General features: G+C 62.9%; 18 protein-coding genes, 3 tRNA genes and 1 pseudogene. 15 read left to right on the top strand and 7 right to left on the bottom strand.

The annotated features are described in order from the left end of the window. Positions 1–28: 28 nt before the first annotated feature. The 14 genes and pseudogenes from dusB to ABIB35_RS15465 all read left to right on the top strand — a co-directional run bounded on the left by dusB (position 29) and on the right by ABIB35_RS15465 (position 15,342). Entirely contained in the window at positions 29–1,201 is a 1,173-nt protein-coding gene (gene dusB / locus ABIB35_RS15530; RefSeq protein ID WP_354182628.1) for a tRNA dihydrouridine synthase DusB, read from the top strand. A gap of 6 nt (positions 1,202–1,207) precedes the next feature. Further along, complete coding sequence (locus ABIB35_RS15525) at positions 1,208–2,491, top strand: deoxyguanosinetriphosphate triphosphohydrolase (protein ID WP_354182627.1); 1,284 nt, start codon at positions 1,208–1,210, stop codon at positions 2,489–2,491. Positions 2,492–2,657: 166 nt separating this feature from the next. After that, positions 2,658–3,074 (top strand): hypothetical protein, encoded by a 417-nt coding sequence (locus ABIB35_RS15520; protein ID WP_354182626.1) that lies wholly within the window; start codon positions 2,658–2,660, stop codon positions 3,072–3,074. A gap of 36 nt (positions 3,075–3,110) precedes the next feature. Then, a complete protein-coding gene (locus tag ABIB35_RS15515; protein ID WP_354182676.1) occupies positions 3,111–6,344 on the top strand; it encodes a beta strand repeat-containing protein in 3,234 nt (1,077 codons plus the stop codon). A gap of 68 nt (positions 6,345–6,412) precedes the next feature. Next, positions 6,413–8,443 carry a DNA primase gene (dnaG, locus tag ABIB35_RS15510; RefSeq protein ID WP_354182625.1) on the top strand — a complete coding sequence of 677 codons (2,031 nt, stop codon included), beginning with the start codon at positions 6,413–6,415 and terminating at the stop codon, positions 8,441–8,443. Positions 8,444–8,505: 62 nt separating this feature from the next. Continuing rightward, positions 8,506–8,578, top strand: a tRNA-Asn gene (locus ABIB35_RS15505). A 195-nt stretch (positions 8,579–8,773) separates the two neighbouring features. Continuing rightward, positions 8,774–8,846: transfer RNA gene (locus tag ABIB35_RS15500), tRNA-Asn, on the top strand. 156 nt (positions 8,847–9,002) lie between these two features. Beyond that, a pseudogene (locus ABIB35_RS15495) lies at positions 9,003–9,683 on the top strand (NAD-dependent malic enzyme); the annotation flags it as partial. 370 nt (positions 9,684–10,053) lie between these two features. Next, positions 10,054–11,490, top strand: coding sequence for a sugar porter family MFS transporter (locus ABIB35_RS15490; RefSeq protein WP_354182624.1), 1,437 nt, complete (start codon positions 10,054–10,056; stop codon positions 11,488–11,490). A 97-nt stretch (positions 11,491–11,587) separates the two neighbouring features. Beyond that, on the top strand, positions 11,588–12,379 hold the full coding sequence (locus tag ABIB35_RS15485; protein WP_354182623.1) for a phage holin family protein: 792 nt from the start codon (positions 11,588–11,590) through the stop codon (positions 12,377–12,379). 32 nt (positions 12,380–12,411) lie between these two features. Then, complete coding sequence (locus ABIB35_RS15480) at positions 12,412–13,032, top strand: CDP-alcohol phosphatidyltransferase family protein (RefSeq protein ID WP_354182622.1); 621 nt, start codon at positions 12,412–12,414, stop codon at positions 13,030–13,032. Then, positions 13,032–13,973: a DMT family transporter gene (locus ABIB35_RS15475; protein ID WP_354182621.1), complete on the top strand. Its 942-nt coding sequence runs from the start codon at positions 13,032–13,034 to the stop codon at positions 13,971–13,973. The genes ABIB35_RS15480 and ABIB35_RS15475 overlap by 1 nt, the downstream gene beginning before the upstream one ends. Continuing rightward, positions 13,970–15,169: a glycosyltransferase gene (locus ABIB35_RS15470; protein ID WP_354182620.1), complete on the top strand. Its 1,200-nt coding sequence runs from the start codon at positions 13,970–13,972 to the stop codon at positions 15,167–15,169. Before ABIB35_RS15475 ends, ABIB35_RS15470 begins: the two co-directional genes overlap by 4 nt. A gap of 99 nt (positions 15,170–15,268) precedes the next feature. Beyond that, a tRNA-Ile gene (locus ABIB35_RS15465) sits at positions 15,269–15,342 on the top strand. Between the two features lie 749 nt (positions 15,343–16,091). On the opposite strand, the gene ABIB35_RS15460 is transcribed toward ABIB35_RS15465, so the two are convergent. Next, positions 16,092–16,271: a hypothetical protein gene (locus ABIB35_RS15460; RefSeq protein ID WP_354182619.1), complete on the bottom strand. Its 180-nt coding sequence runs from the start codon at positions 16,269–16,271 to the stop codon at positions 16,092–16,094. 152 nt (positions 16,272–16,423) lie between these two features. Here ABIB35_RS15460 and ABIB35_RS15455 point away from each other — a divergent pair, with 152 nt between their 5' ends. Next, positions 16,424–16,705, top strand: coding sequence for a DUF6221 family protein (locus ABIB35_RS15455; protein ID WP_354182618.1), 282 nt, complete (start codon positions 16,424–16,426; stop codon positions 16,703–16,705). 29 nt (positions 16,706–16,734) lie between these two features. Here the strand turns inward: ABIB35_RS15455 and ABIB35_RS15450 are convergent, their stop codons facing one another. The 6 genes from ABIB35_RS15450 to ABIB35_RS15425 all read right to left on the bottom strand — a co-directional run bounded on the left by ABIB35_RS15450 (position 16,735) and on the right by ABIB35_RS15425 (position 20,289). Then, the gene (locus ABIB35_RS15450; protein WP_354182617.1) at positions 16,735–18,045 is read right to left on the bottom strand and encodes a DUF6395 domain-containing protein; all 1,311 of its coding nucleotides are present in this window, start codon (positions 18,043–18,045) and stop codon (positions 16,735–16,737) included. Between the two features lie 74 nt (positions 18,046–18,119). Continuing rightward, entirely contained in the window at positions 18,120–18,395 is a 276-nt protein-coding gene (locus ABIB35_RS15445) for a hypothetical protein (protein ID WP_354182616.1), read from the bottom strand. Then, positions 18,392–18,826 (bottom strand): hypothetical protein, encoded by a 435-nt coding sequence (locus ABIB35_RS15440; protein ID WP_354182615.1) that lies wholly within the window; start codon positions 18,824–18,826, stop codon positions 18,392–18,394. Before ABIB35_RS15440 ends, ABIB35_RS15445 begins: the two co-directional genes overlap by 4 nt. 10 nt (positions 18,827–18,836) lie before the next feature. Then, positions 18,837–19,421 (bottom strand): M23 family metallopeptidase, encoded by a 585-nt coding sequence (locus ABIB35_RS15435; protein WP_354182614.1) that lies wholly within the window; start codon positions 19,419–19,421, stop codon positions 18,837–18,839. 53 nt (positions 19,422–19,474) lie between these two features. Continuing rightward, positions 19,475–19,828: a hypothetical protein gene (locus tag ABIB35_RS15430; RefSeq protein WP_354182613.1), complete on the bottom strand. Its 354-nt coding sequence runs from the start codon at positions 19,826–19,828 to the stop codon at positions 19,475–19,477. Continuing rightward, complete coding sequence (locus ABIB35_RS15425; protein WP_354182612.1) at positions 19,828–20,289, bottom strand: hypothetical protein; 462 nt, start codon at positions 20,287–20,289, stop codon at positions 19,828–19,830. The genes ABIB35_RS15430 and ABIB35_RS15425 overlap by 1 nt, the downstream gene beginning before the upstream one ends. Positions 20,290–20,494 lie beyond the last annotated feature (205 nt).

The following is a 20,494-nucleotide window of genomic DNA, read 5'->3' as shown; positions in this document are numbered from 1 at the left end:
ATTTGCACCGACTTGCGAGAATGGGAGAGTGACTGTTGCATCCCCAGAACTCAAGCTCGAGCTGCCCCCGCTGCAGCTGGGTCCCATCACCGTGGACACGCCGGTAATCCTGGCGCCCATGGCCGGCATCACCAACAAGGCCTTCCGACGGCTCTGCCGCGAATACGGCGGCGGCCTCTATGTGTCCGAAATGGTCACCTCCCGTGCCCTCGTGGAGCGCTCGCCGGAATCGCTGCGCATCATTGAGCACGACGACGACGAAAAGGTCCGCTCCGTGCAGCTGTACGGCGTGGACCCCGTGACCGTCGGTGCCGCCATCCGCATCCTTGTGGAGGAAGACCGCGCCGACCACATTGACCTGAACTTTGGTTGCCCCGTGCCCAAGGTCACCCGCAAGGGCGGCGGCTCGGCCCTGCCCTGGAAGCTGGACCTGTTCACCGCCATCGTGCAGACCGCAGTGAAGGAAGCCTCCCGCGGCAATATTCCGCTGACCATCAAAATGCGCAAGGGCATTGACGAGGACCACCTGACCTTCCTCGAAGCCGGCCGCATCGCCCGTGACTCCGGTGTGGCCGCCGTTGCACTGCACGGCCGCACGGCCTCCCAGTTCTACTCCGGCAAAGCCGACTGGTCCGCCATCGCGGAACTGCGCGAAGCCCTGCCGGATGTTCCGGTGCTGGGCAACGGCGACATCTGGTCAGCTGAAGATGCCATTGCCATGGTGCGCCAGACCGGCGTCGACGGCGTGGTCATCGGACGCGGCTGCCAGGGCCGCCCGTGGCTCTTCGGCGACCTGCAGGCCGCCTTCGAAGGCAGCGACACCCGGCACCGGCCGGGACTCAAGGAAGTGTCCGAGAGCGTCTACCGGCACGCCGAACTTCTGGTGGAAACCTTCGGCGGAGAAATGATGGCACTGCGGGACATCCGCAAGCACATGGCCTGGTACTTCAAGGGCTATGTGGTGGGCGGAGACCTCCGCGCCCAGCTGGCCACCGTTCCCACTCTCGAGGTCCTGCGCGAACTGCTGGACCAGCTGGACCCCGAGGCTCCGTATCCCGGCGTTGACGCCGAGGGGCCGCGCGGCCGTGCGGGCTCACCCAAAAAGACAGCGCTGCCGGAAAACTGGCTGGAATCGCGGGAGCTCAACGCCGCGCAAAAGTCCATCATTTCCGCAGCTGAACTCAATATTTCAGGCGGCTAAACACCCATGACCTTTCCGCAGGCTTTCCAAACCGCAGGCTATACCGACGTTGACCTTGCACGCTGGGTCACCGAGCCTGCCAAGAACACCAACCGCACCCAGTTTGGCCGCGACCGTGCCCGGGTGCTGCATTCCTCGGCGCTGCGCCGGCTCGGTGCCAAAACCCAGGTGGTGGCACCGGACACCGACGACTTTGTGCGGACCCGCCTCACGCACTCCCTGGAAGTGGCCCAGGTGGGACGCGAGCTGGGCAACGCGCTGGGCTGCGATCCCGACGTCGTAGATGCCGCCTGCCTGTCCCACGACCTGGGGCATCCGCCGTTCGGGCACAACGGCGAGACGGCACTGAACGACATTGCCCACGCCATCGGCGGTTTTGAGGGCAACGCGCAGACCCTGCGCCTGCTGACCCGGCTGGAACCCAAGATCATAACGCCCGACGGCAGTCCGGCCGGTCTGAACCTGACCCGCGCCTCGTTGGACGCCGCGTGCAAGTATCCGTGGCGGATCGCCGATGCACCGCTGGTCAACGGGCACCGGACCACCAAGTTCGGCGTCTATGAGGACGACCTGCCGGTCTTCACCTGGCTGCGCGACGGCGCCCCCGCCGGACGCTCCTGCCTGGAGGCGCAGGTGATGGACCTGGCCGATGATATTTCCTACTCCGTGCATGACGTCGAAGACGCCATTGTTGCCGGACATGTCCAGCTCAAGTGGCTGGACAACCCGGACCAGCGTGCCCGGGTGATCGGCTACACCCAGCAGTGGTACCTGCCCGGCACCGACGGGGCGGCCATTGAAGAGGCGCTCAAGCGGCTTGAATCCGATCAGGTGTGGGTCCGCGAGTCCGACGGCAGCCGCAAGTCCATGGCCGCGCTCAAGGACATGACCAGCCAGCTGATCGGCCGGTTCTGCAACAGCGCCCTGGAAGCCACCCGCATTATCTACGGCACCGATCCGCTGACCCGCTACAACGCCGAGATGGTGGTTCCGGAAGAGACCCAGCTGGAGATCGCCGTCATGAAGGGCCTGGCCACCACGTTTGTCATGACCACAGACCAGCGCCAGCCGCTGTATGAGCGCCAGCGCGAAATCCTCACCGCCCTGGTGGCCCAGCTGGCGGCCACGGGGGACCGGCACCTGGAACCAATGTTCGCCGCGGATTGGCGGGAAGCGGCCGACGACGGGGCGCGGCTTCGCGTGGTCGTGGACCAGGTGGCGTCCCTTACTGACGGGTCAGCGCTGGCACTGCATGAGCGCCTGGTGGGACCGGTTCCGGCGCTCTGGTAACCCCTGCGCTGCGGGTTTGTAGACGTCGCTCGAAAAAGGACGCGGTACCCTAGCGCGGGCCCCGCAGACGTGGTTAGTGTGTCGGCTCTGAGGTGCAACACCCACCCCTTCGGTTACCACTGGCCGCAGGAGTACCTCTGCCGGACCAGTTACCCGAGGATCCTTCATGAGCACCCACCCCTCTGTGTTTCGCCGCCGCCAAAGTTCCAGGTTTTTCCGCAGGGCCGCCCGCCTCAGGGGGTGGGCGGTCCTCCTGCTGTCCCTGTTGCTGGTCGCGGCTCCGCTGGCGGCACCGGCGAACGCCAGAATTAATTCTGATGGTCCGGTGCGAAACGGTCTCCCCTCCGAGGTGACGGACATTGTCATCACATCATTGGGGGCAGGCCAGGCGGTGACCGGAGCCCTGCCGCCGGTGGGCGCCGAATGGCCGGTTGCCTCCTATCCCACCAGCATTCCGCCGGACTACGTGACGGACAATGTGAGCTTCGCCGGGATCATCAACACCGAGGATGTCACGGGGACCAATACTGCGCAGATGTACTGTATCGATCTGCGGACCGAGACCCGGATCGGGCTGGGGTAGGTAAACGGCACCTGGGACGAGTCCAACGTTCCCAACATCGGGTACGTAGAGCGCATTCTGAACACGTACTACCCCACCACTGACCTTCCCGCGGGATTGACCGATGACCAGCAGGCAGCAGCCGTCCAGGCGGCCATCTGGTTCTTCACCGACGGCTATGTGGTCAACCCCGCTAATCCGCTCTATGCAACAGTGGCCGGGATCGTCAATGACACCGTCACAGCGGGGCCCCTGCCTGAACCTGCAGCCCCCGATATCACCATCACGCCGGCCACCGCAGAGGGGCCCGTGAACGGGGTGGCGGGTCCGTACACCGTGGCCGCCGAGGACGCTGCGGAAATCACGGTTGCGGTGGACGACGGCTTCAGCCTTTACACCGACGCCGCGGGAACCAACCCCCTCACCAATCCCGTTGCCAGCGGTACGCAGGTATGGGTGCGCAGCGATGCAGGCGCCACCGGGCCGGCGGACATCACCGCACGGGCAGTGGTGACCGTCCCCACAGGAAACGTGTTCCTCTACGACCAGGCGACATCGGGGACCACCGTCGCCCAGAAACTCATTCTGGCAGTTACCGAGGAACTCAGTGCAAATGCCACGGCCACGGCAAATTTCTTTGAAACCGGTTCACTGCAGGTCACCAAAACCATTGCAGGCGCCGCAGCCGGAAGCCAGGGCGATGTGATCATAAACATTGACTGCGGAGTCGGTTACCAGTTCACCTTCACTGTCCCCGCGGGAAGCACCGGGTCGGTCACCTCCGAGACGTTCACCGACATTCCGGCCGGAACCTCCTGCACCATCACCGAACCCACCAACGGCTCCAGCACCAGCGTCTCCGTCCTCACAGACCTTCCGGGACCCATAGCCATCACCCCCGGCATCACCGCCGCGGGAACCGTTACCGATACCTACACCTTTACCCCCGGGACCCTGGTTGTCCGCAAGGTTGTTGCAGGTACGGCGGCCGGAGCCCAGGGCGAAGTGCAGATCTCCGTGGTCTGCACCGCGGACGGTGCCACGGTTTTGAACACCACCGTCACCATCCCGGCGGGGGAGACCGACCCTGCTGCGTCGGAGTTCCCGGGCCTCGCGGCCGGTACCAGCTGCACGGTGACCGAAACAGCGAACGGCGAGACCGACGCCGTGAGCGTCACGGTCACGGGCGGCGGCAGCGTGACTGTTCCAGCCGGCGGCAGTGTCGAATCAACAATTACCGACACCTATGAGTTCCGTCCCGGCACCTTCGCGGTCCGCAAAGATATAGCCGGAGAAGGGGCCGGACGGCAGGGCGAAGTGATCCTGCAGGTGAGCTGCACTTCCGGACTCACCGACACCATTACCATTCCGGCCGGGACGGTTGATTCAACCACCGAGGAATATGAGAATCTGCCGGCTGGAACCAGCTGCACGGTGACGGAAACGGCGAACGGCGCCAACGCGGCCGTGAGCGTCACGACCGTTATTGATCCCGCAGGCGGAACCGTTTCCATTCCGGCAGGAAACGGCGTGGAAGTAACGGTCACCGACACCTACACGGTGAATCCGGGCCTGCTGACCGTTACCAAGGCCATTGCGGGTGCCGCTGCCGGAGGGCAGGGCCAGGTGGAAATCGTCGTCACCTGTACCCTGGACGGCGCTACAACCCTGGAACAGACCATTACCATCGAGGCAGGTGCAACCGGGACCATTCCCACTACCGTCCCGGATATCCCGGAAGGCAGCAGCTGCGCCGTCACGGAACCCGTGACAGGTGAGACCAGCGAAATAGAGGTCTCCGTGGACTTGCCCACTTCGGTGGTCATTTCAGCCGGGGAAACGTCCTCAGCGACGGTGACCAACACCTACACGGACCGGCCTGGCACTCTGGTTGTCACTAAGGTGATTACCGGTGAAGCCGCTGGAAACCAGGGTGGCGTCCAAGTCCGAGTGGTGTGCACGCTGGACGGTGTCACCGAGCTGGACGAGATCTTCCAGGCTCCGGCCGGGGCGACCGGACAAGCTGCCGGGCGGTACATCAACATTCCGGCCGGAGCATCCTGTGCTGTCACAGAGCCGGAAAGCGGTGCCACCGAGACGGTTCTGGTGGAAACGGTCCTGCCCGATCCGGTGACGATCGCCAGGGGAAGCACCGTCGAGTCAACCCTGACCAACACCTACACCTTTGCGCCGGGCACGCTGACGGTAACCAAGTTCATCACAGGGGCCGCAGCCGGCCAGCAGGGCGAGATCACCCTGCAGGTTACCTGCGGGCCGGACGGATCCGTACTCAACGAAACAGTGACGATCCCGGCCGGAGCTACCGGGAACGTTCCCACCAGCTTCGAAGACCTGCCCGCCGGAACCGAATGCACGGTCACGGAACCGGCAAGCGGTGCCACGGAGACCGTTCAGGTGAGCACCGAGCTGCCCGATCCGGTCACCATTCCGGCCGCGGGAGGTTCCGAAGCTGCAGTTACCAACACTTACACCCTGGCGCCGGGAACCCTGGAGCTGACCAAAGCCATCATCGGGGAAGCAGCCGGGCAGCAGGGGGACGTGGTCCTGCAGGTCCTCTGCGGGCCCGAGGGATCGGTGCTGACTGAGACGGTCACTATCCCCGCGGGGACGGAAGGCAACACCACCACCACCTTCGAGGATCTGCCGGCCGGCACTGAATGCGCCGTCACGGAGACCGCCAGCGGCGGGACCACGGCTGTCTCCGTGGTGACGGAACTGCCGGATCCGGTCACGGTCCTTGGCGGTCAAACCGTCGGGGCCACGGTCACGAATACCTTTTCGTTCACTCCCGGCACGCTGGCCGTGACCAAGGTAATTACCGGCGAGGCAGCAGGCCGGCAGGGAACGGTTGTCCTGCAGGTCCGGTGCGGTCCGGACGGATCGGTGCTCACTGAAACTGTGACCATCCCCGCCGGAACCCAGGGAAGTGTCACCACCGAGTTCCCCGGGCTGCCCATCGGCACCGAATGCACGGTCACCGAACCCGCCGGCGGAGGAACCGGTACCGTGACCGTGGCAGCCGAGCTGCCAGACGCGGTGGCGATTCCTGCCGGACGAGGCGCTGTTGCAACGGTGACCAACACCTACAGCACCGTGGTTAAGCCGCAGCCGGTCAAACCAGCCCGTCCGCAGCTTCCCTCCACCGGGGCGGACGGAACCTCCGGCTTCCTTGCCGCCGGCGCCGGGCTCCTGCTGGTCGGCGGACTCGCACTGACAGCAAGCCGCCGTAGGGCCAACAAGGCGGAGGACAACGGCACCAACCAGCAGTAGTCCCTAGCCCCGGCGTGCCGGAACACCGGCCGCCGGGGCGGTTAGGACGGGAAGAATAGACTGGAGGTATGGCCGGTCTGATTAAACGCGAAGATATTGACGAAGTACGCACCCGCACCGACATCAAGGCCGTGATTGACGGCTACGTAACGCTGAAGTCCGCCGGCATCGGCTCCTATAAGGGGTTGTGCCCCTTCCACGATGAGCGCTCGCCGTCGTTCCATGTCCGGCCCCAGGTGGGCACCTATCACTGCTTTGGCTGCGGCGAGAGCGGCGATGTCATCTCCTTCGTTCAGAAAATGGACCACGGCACCTTCTCCGAGACGGTGGAGAAGCTTGCCGCGCGGCTCGGCTACGAGCTGCACTATGAAGACGGAGGGACCGGGCCGCGCCGGGAAGATGTCGGCAAGCGGCAGCGGCTGTTGGATGCCCACAAGATCGCAGCCGAGTTCTTCGCCGCGCAGCTTCGCACCCCCGGCGCCCAGGCGGCCCGGGACTTCCTGCAGGAACGAGGCTTCGACCCGGCCGCGGCGGCCCACTTCGGCGTGGGCTACGCCCAGCAGGGCTGGGACTCGCTGCTCAAGCACCTCACCGACAAGGGTTTCACCCGCGAGGAGCTGGCCGGCACCGGCATGTTCTCCACCGGCTCCGACGCCTCCCGCTTTTATGACCGCTTCCGCGGCCGGCTGATCTGGCCTATCCGGGACCTGACCGGAGCGGTGATCGGGTTCGGTGCCCGCAAGCTGTACGAGGATGACCAGGGCCCCAAGTATCTGAACACTCCGGAGACTGCGCTCTACAAAAAGTCCCAGGTGCTCTACGGCATCGACCTGGCCAAGCGCTCCATCGCCAAGGACCGGCAGATCGTCGTCGTCGAGGGCTACACGGACGTCATGGCCTGCCACCTCGCCGGCATCACCACCGCCGTCGCCACCTGCGGCACCGCCTTTGGCGAGGACCACGTCAAGATTGCCCGCCGGCTGCTCTCCGACGACGGCACCGGGGGAGAGGTCATCTTTACCTTTGACGGCGACGCCGCGGGCCAGAAAGCCGCACTGCGCGCCTTCGACCTGGACCAGCGCTTCACGGCGCAGACGTATGTGGCAGTGGACCCGGAGGGCATGGACCCGTGCGACATCCGGCAGAAACACGGCGATACCGCCGTCGCCGAGCTGATCCGCTCCCGGCGGCCGCTGTTCGAGTTCTCGATTCGCTCCACGCTGCGCAAGTTTGACCTGAACACGGTTGAAGGCCGTGTGCAGGCACTGCGCGCCGCCGCGCCCGTGGTGGCGGAAATCCGCGATCCCGCGATGCGCCCGGCCTATGCCCGCGAGCTCGCCGGCTGGCTGGGGACTGACGTCGACGACGTCACCCGCGCCGTCTCCTCAGCCGCTAAACGGCTGCGGGAGGGCAGCACACAGGGAAAGTCTGCGGCGGACAAGCCGGGGCACGACGACGCCCGCGGCTCCCAGCGCGAGTCCCGGGACGGTTGGGGCCAGCAGCAGGGCAGGCAAAGCCAGGGGAGCAGTCAGGAAAATCGCGGGGGCCAGTATGGGCAGACGCCGCAAAACCGCGGCGCTTATCAGCAGCCCGTACCGGAACCGGTGCTGGAAGAACCTGCCTTTCTGCGTCCGGATCCCCGGGATCCCGCCGCGCGGATGGAACGCCAGGCGCTGGAGGTTGCGCTGCAGCAGCCCGGCCTGCTGGATGAGGGGCAGTGGGAACGGTTCAAAGCCGCCCGCTTCTCGGTGCCGGCCTACCTGGCGGTACACAACGCCATTATTGCCGCCGGCCACGCGGGGACGGCTCCGGCACAGTGGGTGGAGCAGGTCCGTCAGGAACTGCCGGACACCCTGCGCGACTTTGTCAGCGAGCTGGCCGTCACTCCGCTGCATGCCCGGGACGACGACGCCCTGCAGCGCTACTGCAGGGACATCCTCAACCGGCTCTTCGAACTGCAGGTGACGCATCTGAAGGCTGAGAAGCTGGGCCAGCTGCAGCGGCTGGACCCGTCAGCGGATCCGACCCTGTTCCAGCAGCTGAACCGTGAACTGATGGAACTGGAAATGCAACGGCGGGCCCTGCGCGGGGATCAGTAGGATCCCTGCCGCAGCCCGATTTCGCTTCCCCGCAAAACCTCTGTAGAGTAGGACACGCGCTTTCCTCCGTAGCTCAATTGGCAGAGCATTCGACTGTTAATCGAAGGGTTACTGGTTCAAGTCCAGTCGGAGGAGCAGGAAAAAGGCCCGTGACCGGGCAGTATGCCGGTCGCGGGTCTTTTGCTTTAACCACTTGTCCCTGCCGGGGGAGTTTCGTGTCTGCCCGGCATGCCCCGCTCGACTGTTCCGGCGTACCTCTAAACGAGAGGTACGCCACACATATTCAGTAAACTGACACGCCAAAAAGCCTGTATAGTTGATCTCGCGCTTTCCTCCGTAGCTCAATTGGCAGAGCATTCGACTGTTAATCGAAGGGTTACTGGTTCAAGTCCAGTCGGAGGAGCAAACGGACTCCCTGATCAGCTGAAAAGCCGGTCAGGGAGTCTTTTTTGTGCAGTTTTACCTCGGATTCCGCCGTCCATCGCCTGAGACCGGCCACCGGCCCCTCTCGGCGTGCGGCCGCTCGTGGCATTTTCCCTGACAGGTCGAACCATTGCTGCCGCTGGACTCCACCCGCGCCCTTTCCATTGCCTACATGCCCGGCGTCGCCCAGGTCAGCCGCGCCATCGCTGCTGATCCAGCCGTGGCTGCCAGCCATGCCCGGGCTTCCCGCCTGGTTATCGTTGTCAGCGACGGTACAGCGGTCCTGGGCCTGGGAGATATTGGACCGGCAGTGTCGCTGCCGGTGATGGAGGGCAAAGCGGCGCTCCGGCTGCGCCCCAGCTACGGCGCCGTCAACCTCGAGGATATTTCCGCACCGCACTGTTTCGAACTCCGGCATCCGGGATGTGGTGGTGCGTGACTCGCGCGGCATTGTCTCGGACGGGCGGCCGAACCTTACTTCGGTAAAGGCAGATCTGGCGGGGCGGACCGATCCTCGCCGCATCCACCGCACAGCGGCGGACGCCCTGTACGGTGCGGACGTGTTCATCGGCGTCTCCTCGGGCACCGTGGACGAAGCACTGCTGGCCACCATGGCATTGCCCCGGCCATGAAAACGGCCGCCGCCACCGCCATTGCTGATCTGGTTGGCGAGAACCTGAGCCCGGACTACATTGTGTCCGGCCCGCTGGACCCGCGCGTCGCCCCGGACGTCGCCCCGGCCGTCGCCGCAGGCGTCGCCTCAGAGGCGGCAGCAGCCATCGATGTCCGCACGGAATCACCGTCCGCGGGCCGGTGATGTGGGTGAGTGCGGGGGAGATGTTCCCCACAGGCATCCACTCCGTCGGCGGCATCGGGGCGATGGGCTCCCAGCTACTCAACTGTGCCCTGACTTTGGCGTTTCCCTGGGTTGATTCATAATCCCCGTAAAGGCTGTGGCCTTCGCAGCCTTTACTTTCATTGCCTTCCTCTCTTCCTGGTCCGTGCGGTGAAAGCTTCGAAGTTCTTCGGGAAGGACCTCGGGGACTCCACGCTTTCACCGCGCTGACCAGCGCCCAGTTCGCTCACGTGTTCCCACCCAAGCCCTTCATGCCTAGGGTTATGCGTAGGATTACTAGGTTTGGGGCGGAACTTTCAGATAACCACGACGAGAGACAGAGGAACCTTCCATGGGCGCGAGCCAGCCAAAGCCTAGTCCAGGCGAATCAGAGAAGGTGGCGCATCCGTTCAAGGTGATTGCCGTCACCGTGGCGGCCGCCGTCGGTGGTCTGCTGTTTGGGTTCGATACGGCCGTTATTAACGGCGCGGTGGACGCGATTGGCGCAGAATTTGAGCTCAGCTCCGGAGTGCTGGGCTTTACTGTTGCCATCACGCTGCTGGGCTGTGCGATCGGCGCCTGGTTTGCCGGTCAGCTGGCAGACCGGCTGGGCCGCAAAAAAGTGATGGTTGCCGCGGCCATTCTGTTTGCTGCAAACTCCATTGGTTCCGCTTATGCCGTCAATGAGTGGGACTTGATGTGGTGGCGGCTGATTGGCGGCCTCGCCATCGGTACCGCTTCTGTCATCGCCCCCGGCTACATTGCGGAAGTTGCTCCCAGCAAGTGGCGCGGTGCGCTGGGCTCCGTCCAGCAGCTTGCCATCACCCTGGGTATCTTTGCGGCACTGCTCTCCGATGCGTTCCTGGCAGATGCAGCCGGCAGTGCCCTGGGGCAGCTGTGGTGGGGCCTTGCCGCCTGGCGCTGGATGCTGCTAGTCGGCGTCGTGCCGGCCATTGTTTACGGTGTCCTGGCACTGACCATTCCAGAATCCCCGCAGTATCTTGTCCGCAACAACCGGGATGAAGATGCGGCCAAGGTGCTGCGCACCGTGTCCGGCGTGCAGGACACCGATCTGAAGATCCGCCACATCCGGGATAGCTTCAACAGCAAAAAGCCCACCTTTAGAGACCTGCGCGGACCGAAGTTCGGCCTGCAGCCCATTCTCTGGGTCGGCATGGCGATTGCCGCCTTCCAGCAGCTGGTGGGCATCAATGCGATTTTCTACTACTCCACCACCTTGTGGCAGTCCGTCGGTTTCAGCGAAAGCGATTCGTTCACGACGTCGGTCATCACCTCGATCATCAACGTCCTCATGACCATCGTCGCAATTGCCTTTGTGGATCGGATTGGCCGCCGCAAGCTGCTGATGGTGGGTTCCGCCGGCATGTTCGTGGGTCTGCTGATGGCAACCGTGTCCTTCTCGCAGGCTGAGGGCATGGGCGATAACGTGGAACTCTCCGGTATTTGGGGGCCTGTGGCACTGGTAGGCGCAAACCTCTTTGTGATTTTCTTTGCCGCAACCTGGGGACCGGTCATGTGGGTCACGCTCGGTGAAGTGTTCCCGAACAACATCCGTTCCCTGGCCCTGGGTCTGGGTGCGATGGTCAACTGGATCTTCAACTTCATTGTGACCCTCTCCTTCCCGTGGGTAAGCGCCAACTTCGGGGTCTGGATCATGTACGCCATCTTCACGATCTTTGCGGTTATTTCCTTCTGGTTCGTCAAGACAAAGCTGCCCGAGTTTTCCGGTCGCGAGCTCGAGGATCGGGAAGGCCTGGAAACCACCTAGGCTCCTGTACCTCTGTGCACAATGTGAAAGCTGAGGAGAATGGTAATTTTGGGTAATGGCAACGGCGAAGATTAATCAGGGGACGGAGGCTGGGCGCATGAAACGCTCCGCTAGCACACGAAGGACGGCAGGGAACTCCTCGCTGGTGGGTTTGGCGAAGGTGATGGCACGGCTGACCCCCCGCCAGCTGACTGACGAATTTAGTCTGGCCACTGCCGAAATGAAACAAAAGGGCATCAAAGCCGGTGTGGCCGCCGCGTTTATGGTGGTTGCGCTGCTCTTTGTCGCCGGCCTGGCCATTGCACTGATTGTTGCCGCGATACTCGGCCTGGCCACCGTCATGCCGGGATGGCTTGCAGCACTTCTGGTGGCGCTGCTGTTCCTGATCATTGCAGCCGTGGGCGCCCTGATCGGCTACACCCGGTTCAAGAAGACGCTGCCGCTGCTGCCCGAGGAAGCAATCTACGGTCTGCGCTATGACCTTGGTGTCCTGAAGGAGGGCCGCAGCTTTGATCCGGCCACGCTGGAGAAAAAGCCGAAGGAACCCAAGGACAAGGACAAGGAAAAAGACAAGAAGAAGCAGGACGACGACGCTCCTCAGCAGACCACACCCGAGGAGTTGCGCACGCGCACCCGGCAGCGGCGCGAGCACATGGCCGCCGTCCGCGACGGCCTCGGTGAGAAGGTTGATGTCAAGGAGCAGATCCGCGAGCTCAAGGCCCGCCGCGCTGCCCCGCACCGCAACTCAGGCTCCTCCGGGCAGGATGGCAACACGCCGTCAAGCGATGAGATCATGGCCCTGATCAAGGAACGCTGGCAGCCGCTGACCGTAATGGCAGCTTCGCTGCTGGCCATGGTCATCATGATCCGCAGGCTGAGCCAAAAATAGGTTCCCATCATCGCTGACAAGAGGAATGGACCGTGATCAGACTGATCGGTGCAGGAACGCGTCCGGGCCGTGAGACAACGGAACTGGACACCTTCTGGACTGTTCCCAACCTGATCACGGTCCTTCGCTTTTTTGGAGTACCGCTTTTTGTGCTGTTCACCGTCCGTGAGGAATACGGACCGGCGTTCATCACGCTTGTGGCCGTCGGCTCCACTGATTGGGTAGACGGTTATCTCGCACGCCGGCTGGATCAGGTGTCCCGGGTGGGGAAGTGGCTGGATCCGGTGGCAGACCGTCTGGCGCTGATCATCGTGGCGGTGACCTTCGTTGTGCAGGACATTGCTCCTTCATGGCTGGTCCTGTCCATCGTGATTCCCGATGCCGTCCTGATCCTTAACGCACTGGTGCTGTTCCGCGGCAACCCCAACCTACCGGTGAGTAACATCGGCAAGATCCGCACCGCGTTGCTGCTGCTGGGCGCACCGCTCCTGCTGCTTCAGCGTGTCCCGGGCTTCGACTACGGCTGGCTGTCCGCCACGGGAACGGCCCTGCTTCTGCTGGGCTGCGCTGGCCACCTGATCGCGGCGGCGGGATACCTGCGGGCAGCCTGGCAAAAATACGCCCGGGAACGCAGCGCGGCCGGGAACGCCTAATGGTCGGAATTGCCATCGCCTGCGCACTGGCCAGTGCAGTCTTCCTGGCCTTCGGTGCGCAGCGCCAGGGAAGCGCGGTCAGCGCTGACACCGGCGGTCTTGAGCTGAATTCCTCGCAGTTCCTGCGGCTGCTGCGCAACCCGCGCTGGCTGTTGGGGCTCTTCCTGCTGGGAGTGGGTACGGCGCTCAATGTCACCGCCCTGACGCTCGCACCGTTGACCGTGGTCCAGCCCATCGGGTCCATCGCCCTGGTGATCACTACGGTGGTCAACTCGCGGGACCAGGGCCTGCGGATGAACCGCATTACCGTGGCCTCCATTGTGGCGTGCGTGGTGGGCAGCGCGCTGTTCGTTTCCCTCGCCGTCGGTGTAACCCGCGACCAACAGGAGGTCCAGCCCGCACAGGAGCTCACCATCGTGCTGATCCTCGCGGTGGTGGTCGTGTTCTTCGGCACTATAAATGCGCTCTTTGGCCGGCGGATCGGCGCTATCGGTTTTATTGTGGGCGCCGGCGTCCTTTTCGGTTTCGTCGCGGTCCTGACCAAGGTCATTGCAAGCGACTTGCTCAACCCCAACGGCCGGTTTCTGCTCAATGTGCCGTGGTACACCCTCCTGGGCATCGCCGTTGCCGGCGGTCTCGGGGCCTGGTTTGTCCAGAACGCCTATTCAAGCGGCCCGCCGGACCTCGTCATCGCCGGATTGACCGTGATTGATCCGATGGTGGGCATTGCGATCGGCATCGGCGTCCTTAACGAGCTGGTACCCGATGTACCCGCTGTGGCGGCCGTTGCCATGGGGGTCGCAGCTTTGATTGCTATCGTGGGGGTCGTTGCGCTCTCCCGATATCATCCGGACGTCATCCAAAGACGGGCAGAGGCACGGCGCCGGCAAAAGCAGGCCGCCGCAAAAACTTCGAAAGACCAAAAGAGGGACTCCCTGTGACCGACGACGCATCGGCCGACAAACCGCTGACAATTCTGATTGCGTGCGATACCTACCCGCCGCACCTGAACGGTGCCGCACAGTTCGGCTACCGGCTTGCCCGCGGCTTAAACGGGCGCGGCCACAACGTGCATGTGCTGGCCCCCAACGACGTCGACGGCGGCAGCCGCTCGGACCTCGACGGCGACTGGCCCGTTCACCGGCTGCGGTCCCACGGCGTTCCCACCCACGAGTACTGGCGCATCTGCCTGCCGTGGCAGATCAAGAAGGAAATCAGCCTGCTCTTTGACCGGGTACAGCCCGATGTGGTCCACATTCAGTGCCACTACATGGTGGGGGAGTACACGCTGTATGAGGCGGAGAAGCGCGGCATCCGTGTTATCGCCACCAATCACTTCATGCCGGCCAACCTTGACCCGTTCCTGCCGTTCCCCCGCTGGCTGAAGAAAATCATTGCCAGGAACTCGTGGAAGGACATGGGCAAGATCATGGGGCGCGCAGCGGCCGTGACCACGCCGACGCCGCTTGCCGCCAAGGCTATGCATGCTCATGCTTTCCTGCCGGATGTGCTGCCCCTTTCCAACGGCATCGACGCATCGGTCTACGAACTCCAGCCGGGCGAGCGCGTCGAGCGCCACGAACATCCGACAGTGCTTTTTGTTGGCCGGCTGGCGGAGGAGAAGCACGTGGATGTGCTGATCGACGCCGTGGCGAAGGCACCTAAGCACCTGAATGTGCACGCCGAAATTATCGGTGGCGGCGAAGTTAAGGGCAGTTTGCAGGCACAGGTGAAGCGGCTCGGCTTAGAAGGCCGCGTCGTTTTCCGTGGACTGGTCTCCGACGAGGAACTGCGGCGTGCTTATCAGCGGGCCGATGTGTTTGTGATGCCCGGGACCGCCGAACTCCAGTCTCTGGTCACGCTGGAGGCGATGTCCGCCTCCACGCCAGTGCTCCTGGCTGATGCGATGGCGCTGCCGCACCTCGTAGAGCCTGGCCGCAATGGCTACCTGTTTCAGCCCGGAAACAGCGATGAACTCGGCGAACGGCTGGCATCCATCCTGGAACTGGACCCGGACGGCCGGGCCGCGATGGGTGCGCACAGCCGCTCCATGGTGGAACGGCACAGTCTGGATGCCACCTTGTCCACCTTCGAGGATCTGTACTACGGGCGACCGCCGGCACAGGGAAGCCTCTAGCTTTCCGGGGGGTACTTCTCCGGATTGGTGGGACGGGCTGGCCTGCCACTAGGATGGCAATATTGCGCTCACCGGCGGGAATATCCCGAGGGGCGACGAGGGGCTGTAGCTCAGCTGGTCAGAGCAGCGGACTCATAATCCGTGGGTCGTGGGTTCAAGCCCCACCAGCCCTACGCGATACCGGGGATTTTCGGAGGTTCAAGTAGCCTCCGGATGTCCCCGGTCTTCACTTAGTCTTCACAAAGTCAGTGGAGATGCGTGGATTAGTCCTCGTCGTAGGGATCCTGCCAGGCAGATTCCGCCCGCAGTATTCTGCGGACCCGTGTAGCCAAGACCCACTCGTTGTGGGCTTTCCCGTCTTCGTCGATCCAGTGCAGAAGTACCTGCGTGCGAGTCCAGGCGGCTGCCTTAGCGTCTATAGTCCCGAATTGGGGTTGCTGGGCCCTGACGTACGGTTCGCGCCTGTACGGGGCGTGCGTGACCGGGCCGTTGGGGTGTCGCCCGCCAGTCGGTTGCAGCCCTTGCCGCGCTTCCATGACATCCACTTTATTCACCCGCGGAACTCTGTCATCTGCCACTGACATAACCGCCCGAACGCCTGTGCACCGTGTTAAAATTGCGCATGGCAACTTCCGAGCTTTGGACTGACGCGACTCTTCCGACGACGCCGGGAGTTTATTCGGTTCCCACCGACCAGCCAGGCACTTTGCCTGAGCCCAACGGGCACCTGAAGCGACGGGATGTGGGTAAGTACCGGCTGTGTAGCCACACGGACCGGCACGGGGTAGTCACCAACTGGCAGCGGGAGCTTCCGGATGGCGAGTGGCGCGAGGTTGAGTCATTGCGAGAGCATGGCATCAGCTCACTCTGACTTAAACACCGAAGGCGCCCCACTCGTGTTGAGTGGGGCGCTGCTTGCGTTTTAGCTGGTGGCTGTACGCCCGCTAATCCACAGTGGCCCTCCACCGTGGACGACCCCTCCGCCCATCGTCAGTGGGCCGTTGATGCGGATTGCGTTGTCAGCAGTTTTCAGCACTCCGGAGAAGTGCACGGCGCCGATGTCAGTGTTCAACGGTTCCGGGTGGTTCTCGGGTGTGTCCATGCGCCCACTCTAACCGACAAATGGCGCCCCCAGTCCAAAGACTAGGGGCGCTATGTCATGCTCGTGATTTCATAGTGGGTCCATGCAAGGGGGTGCTCGTTCCACATTTGGTGGTGGCGCAAAATATCACCAAGGTCTGCGAGACTATACGCATGGAAATGGACAGGATTATTGAATTTCTGGAAGCACGCCTAGCTGAAGATGAAGGGCTGGCATTGGCTCTTTCGGGTGATGGAGATCCCGATGCGGCGGAAGCCCGGAGAGTTGAACGGCTCCTTGCGGAATGCAATGCCAAACGCGACACCATCAATTACGTTCAGAGGCTGAATAACGCAGGGATGCCTGAGTTCTCCGCTGATTACCTCGAAAAGTTCTTGATCATCATGGCGTCGGTGTACAGCGGTCACCCAGACCACGATGAGCGCTGGGTTTGATGACCCGCCACTGAGGCTTACACGTAGGCTTACACGGTTTTGACGGGTGCTAGTGCGTTCTCCTCAACGGTCTTGAGGAACTCTTCAGTGCCCTGTTTATTGGCCTCGAGGAAGGGGGCAATGTCGTAGTTTCGGAATGCCTCCTCCTGCTCCTCGGTCATTTGGGGCAGATACCGGTTGGCGGCTTCAATGGTTCCGGCCCGATACTTTTCCGGGACTAGATCCATTGCAGGTCCGTACCAAGTTCCCGTGAATGACACGTCCTGAACGAGGGACCCAACCCTGGACTGCAGCCTGAGTAGGAGGGGGTCAGTGCCGCTATAGGAAGCCATAACCGAGGCTAGGATAATCTCGAACCGAATTGGCGCATTCTCCAGGAAGCCCTTGATGGTTCGGTTTGCCATCAAGCGGGCAACCTCGATTTCATCGGGCCATTCGCCTGTGAGCGAGGCGGTTATGAGTGACTTTCGGAAGCACTTAACGCAGGCGCGGCACGGGTGCCCGGGAATGCCCCTAATGCATGACTGGGCGAGGTGCCCAAATTCGCTCGTCCGCACAATCGTTGATGTTCCAATTTCACTAACCCCCGCGGTCGCGTTGTATGTGTCGAGCGCGACGGCGTCGAAGAGAGTTTTCCACCGCGTATAGGGCGTACGAAGTTTGTATTCGGACCACTTGCCGGCACCTGTGGAGTAGGCGGATTCGGCGATTGTCCCGAAGGTGATGGCGTCAAGGTTGAACTCATCGGCCAGCAGGATTAGCGCGATTGCCGGCGCCGGGTCCACAGAGAAACCGACTGGACCGCGCACCCATTCGTGGTCAGACTCTACGATATGGACAGACCTTCCGGCCTTTCGCATTTCTGCGATTGCGTGCAGGGCGACGTCGGGCTTGTAGAGACTTCGCCCACCCTCAGGAGGGGAGGTGCGTAGCGAGAAGACGGGCACGGTGTCATCGGGCATCAGTGCCAGGGCGCCCATGGAATCCACCCCGCCGGAGAATGATAAGCCCGGATGTGAGCCTTCGCCCGGTGTGCGCTTGGGGATGTCTGCGGACTGGTTTGTGACGTCGATTCTAGCGGCAACCTTGACTGCCTCAGCGAACTCTTTGCTTACTGCAAACGACAAGTCCAGGCGGTTGCCGATCCACGGATAAAACGTGAGCAAGGCTGCCAGCGCTCGAAGGTCGGGGTGCGTGTTGAATATAGAAAATCCGTCAGGAAGTTTGAACGTTGCTTTTTTACTGACGAGCGCAGCCTTGCCGGCCAATTCGCGGTCGCCCTCCGACAATTCGGCACTCATAATCAAATCGGCATTTACCTGGCTCATCGTGATCTGCATTCAGTCATCGTAACTGTTTGCGAGAGGTCGCAGAAAAAGTGCCCCCGCACCGGTGAGGGTGTGGGGGCGCTTTGTCATGCTCGGCGCTTCGGTCCAGTGCTGACCGGGTCCTTGGTGTAGCTGTCCGGCGTCTTAGCGAGCCCAAGCAACCAACCAACCTGTGGCACCTTCGTCTCGATCAGGCGCACCACGAGGTAGTAGGCGCCGATGAACGCCGAGTCGATCAGCGTCGAGAGAGCCTGCTGCCCTTCAAGGTCGATGTTCAGGCCGACGCGTGTCAGCAGTCCGAGGATGGAGCCGACAACAATCGGGACAATGGTGCGAATCAGTGACGCTGCGAACGGGTTCACTTGGCGCCCTCCACGGTCACGTCAACCTTGACGACACCCTCAGCGATGGCGGTGCGCACGGTGTGGTCGATACCGGCGAGCAGCTTGGCTTCATCGAACGACTCGCCGCCCGCAACAGCCTTGAGTGCGGACACGAGCTGCGCGGTTACAGCCGTGTTGGACTCGGTGCGGCGCAGCATCCCGTACAGGTCGCCGTCGTGGTACGCCCCGGACTTGCCGGGCCGGAACCGCAGGGCCAAGGCGTGTAGGGCCTTGAAGTTGTCCGGCAGCCAGGCCAGTTCCGTACGGAGGTTGGTCGTCTGGCCCTTCGTTCCGTTCGTCACGGGGATCTTGGTGTCCAGGATCGTGGAAGCGATGTGAGTGAAGAGCCACGACGCTTTGTTGTTGAGCTGGCTCCAAGACTGGTCCAGCTTCTCTACGTTGTTGGGCATGATGATCTCCTTATGCGTCTGCGAACAGGTCCGGGATTCCGGCCCCGTACTGGGTGGTGTCAGGGATGAGCAGGGGGCGTGTGGGCGCTTCTCCGGCGGGGATAACATTGATTGCGCCGCCAGCGAGCCGGTCTTCCTCTGCGATCTGCGGGAGGGGGTTGAATCGACCGAAGGGGGCAACGCCGGGGTTCGGGGTCACGTATGTTTCAAAGTGCAGGTGCGCACCGCCTGGGCCCTTCGGGATGACATTGCCGGTCCATCCGGACCTCCCGATGATCTGACTCCGCTGGACGCGCTGGCCGGTGGAGATTGCCCAGCTTTCGAGGTGTGCGGAGATGGACCGCCAACCGTCGTGCTGAATGACGACGACGTTCCCGGCGAAGTCTGCGCCTTGATAGAAGTAGTTCTCCCAGGCGATGTCGTAGGGCATCGTGAGGTTCGGCCCTGCGTAGATCACCGTCCCGGGCGCAATGGTGCGCACTGGCGTTCCGGCCGGGCAGCCGTAGTCCATGCCGAGGTGACCGAACCCCAGCTGCCAGGACCAGTGGGCGTTGGACCCGAAGTCCTGTGTGATTGGTGCGTCAACGGGATGCATGTGCCCTCCTATGGGCGTCGGTAGGGCATAAACAAAGTCCCGGGGTGCGGGGCTTAGAGATGGATGCCACTCGGTGGCGGGGAAGGTATCTCCGCCTCGTGGCCGTGCTTGCGGATGATAGCCAGCAGCCGGTAGCAGTACGTGATGAGCACATTGTTGTGGTCGCGGACAGCCTGAATCTCCTCGCGAAGTTCGGCCGTCTCCGCTTTCTGGGCCTTCACGTCAGCCTTGAGCGCCGTGATGTCTTCCTTGAAAGAATCGATGAGTGAATCACGCTCGGCGATAGTGTCGCGCCGCTCGACGGCCTTATCCTCGGGGGCCTTGATCTTCTTGGAGGTGAGTGTGCTGGCGAAGCCGATGAGGGCGACTCCGAGGGCGCCGAATGCGGCGAGTGATGTTGCGTCCACTAGTCACCGACTTCCGCGGCTACTGCCGCCCGGCGCACACCGTCCTTCACAATGAACACCCGCGCCACCAGGGCGGCCGTCAGCCCGTAAGCCAGGGCGACTTGTGCACCGCGGATCGGGTCATGCGTGTCTGCGAGGAGGGCTATCTGCAGGATGCCGTAGCAGACCGGCCCGCCGGCGAACAGCCAGATTCCGGCGATCTCCACTTGCCGTCCGGAGAATCGGAGCCTGCGGGGCTGAGCAGCCATGATGAGCCCGGTAAGGCTCACAATGAACCCGGCGACGGTGCAAGTGCACCAGAGCCACAGGAACACGCCGCCGGTGCCGGCTGGCCGCACGGAGTTGCCGGAGAAATAGAAGATGGGCCACATGATTCCGAGAGCGATCTTGACGTTCACAAAGGCCCAGTCGACTGCGGTCAGATAGTCCAAGGCGCGTTTAGTCGCGCCCCAGCGTTTCAAGGCGACTGCTTTCGGGTGGGTTGGTACACATGGGTAGGCACATAGCCTCCTGACGTTGGGGTAAAAGAAAAGCACCCCACAAGGAGGTGCTTGAGACATGGGCGCACCGCTATGAACCGTCCCGGGTTTGATGCCGCTATCTTCTGTGAGAAAGATAGTGACTATGCCCAAGCAGTTCCCTCCCGAAGTCCGTGACCGTGCAGTG

This window comes from Arthrobacter sp. UYP6, from assembly GCF_040547315.1.
Classification (GTDB): domain Bacteria; phylum Actinomycetota; class Actinomycetes; order Actinomycetales; family Micrococcaceae; genus Arthrobacter_B.
This window is presented reverse-complemented; position numbering and strand designations above follow the sequence as displayed.

What these genes read in the sequence shown, in the direction of transcription:
- ABIB35_RS15525 (WP_354182627.1), top strand. Translation starts at nt 1,208, where the DNA reads ATGACCTTTCCGCAGGCTTTCCAAACCGCAGGCTATACCGACGTTGAC.
- ABIB35_RS15455 (WP_354182618.1), top strand. Translation starts at nt 16,424, where the DNA reads ATGGAAATGGACAGGATTATTGAATTTCTGGAAGCACGCCTAGCTGAA.
- ABIB35_RS15450 (WP_354182617.1), bottom strand. Translation starts at nt 18,045, where the DNA reads ATGCAGATCACGATGAGCCAGGTAAATGCCGATTTGATTATGAGTGCC.
- ABIB35_RS15435 (WP_354182614.1), bottom strand. Translation starts at nt 19,421, where the DNA reads ATGCATCCCGTTGACGCACCAATCACACAGGACTTCGGGTCCAACGCC.
- ABIB35_RS15485 (WP_354182623.1), top strand. Translation starts at nt 11,588, where the DNA reads ATGAAACGCTCCGCTAGCACACGAAGGACGGCAGGGAACTCCTCGCTG.
- ABIB35_RS15475 (WP_354182621.1), top strand. Translation starts at nt 13,032, where the DNA reads ATGGTCGGAATTGCCATCGCCTGCGCACTGGCCAGTGCAGTCTTCCTG.
- ABIB35_RS15460 (WP_354182619.1), bottom strand. Translation starts at nt 16,271, where the DNA reads ATGGACACACCCGAGAACCACCCGGAACCGTTGAACACTGACATCGGC.
- dnaG (WP_354182625.1), top strand. Translation starts at nt 6,413, where the DNA reads ATGGCCGGTCTGATTAAACGCGAAGATATTGACGAAGTACGCACCCGC.
- ABIB35_RS15440 (WP_354182615.1), bottom strand. Translation starts at nt 18,826, where the DNA reads ATGCCCAACAACGTAGAGAAGCTGGACCAGTCTTGGAGCCAGCTCAAC.
- ABIB35_RS15520 (WP_354182626.1), top strand. Translation starts at nt 2,658, where the DNA reads ATGAGCACCCACCCCTCTGTGTTTCGCCGCCGCCAAAGTTCCAGGTTT.
- ABIB35_RS15490 (WP_354182624.1), top strand. Translation starts at nt 10,054, where the DNA reads ATGGGCGCGAGCCAGCCAAAGCCTAGTCCAGGCGAATCAGAGAAGGTG.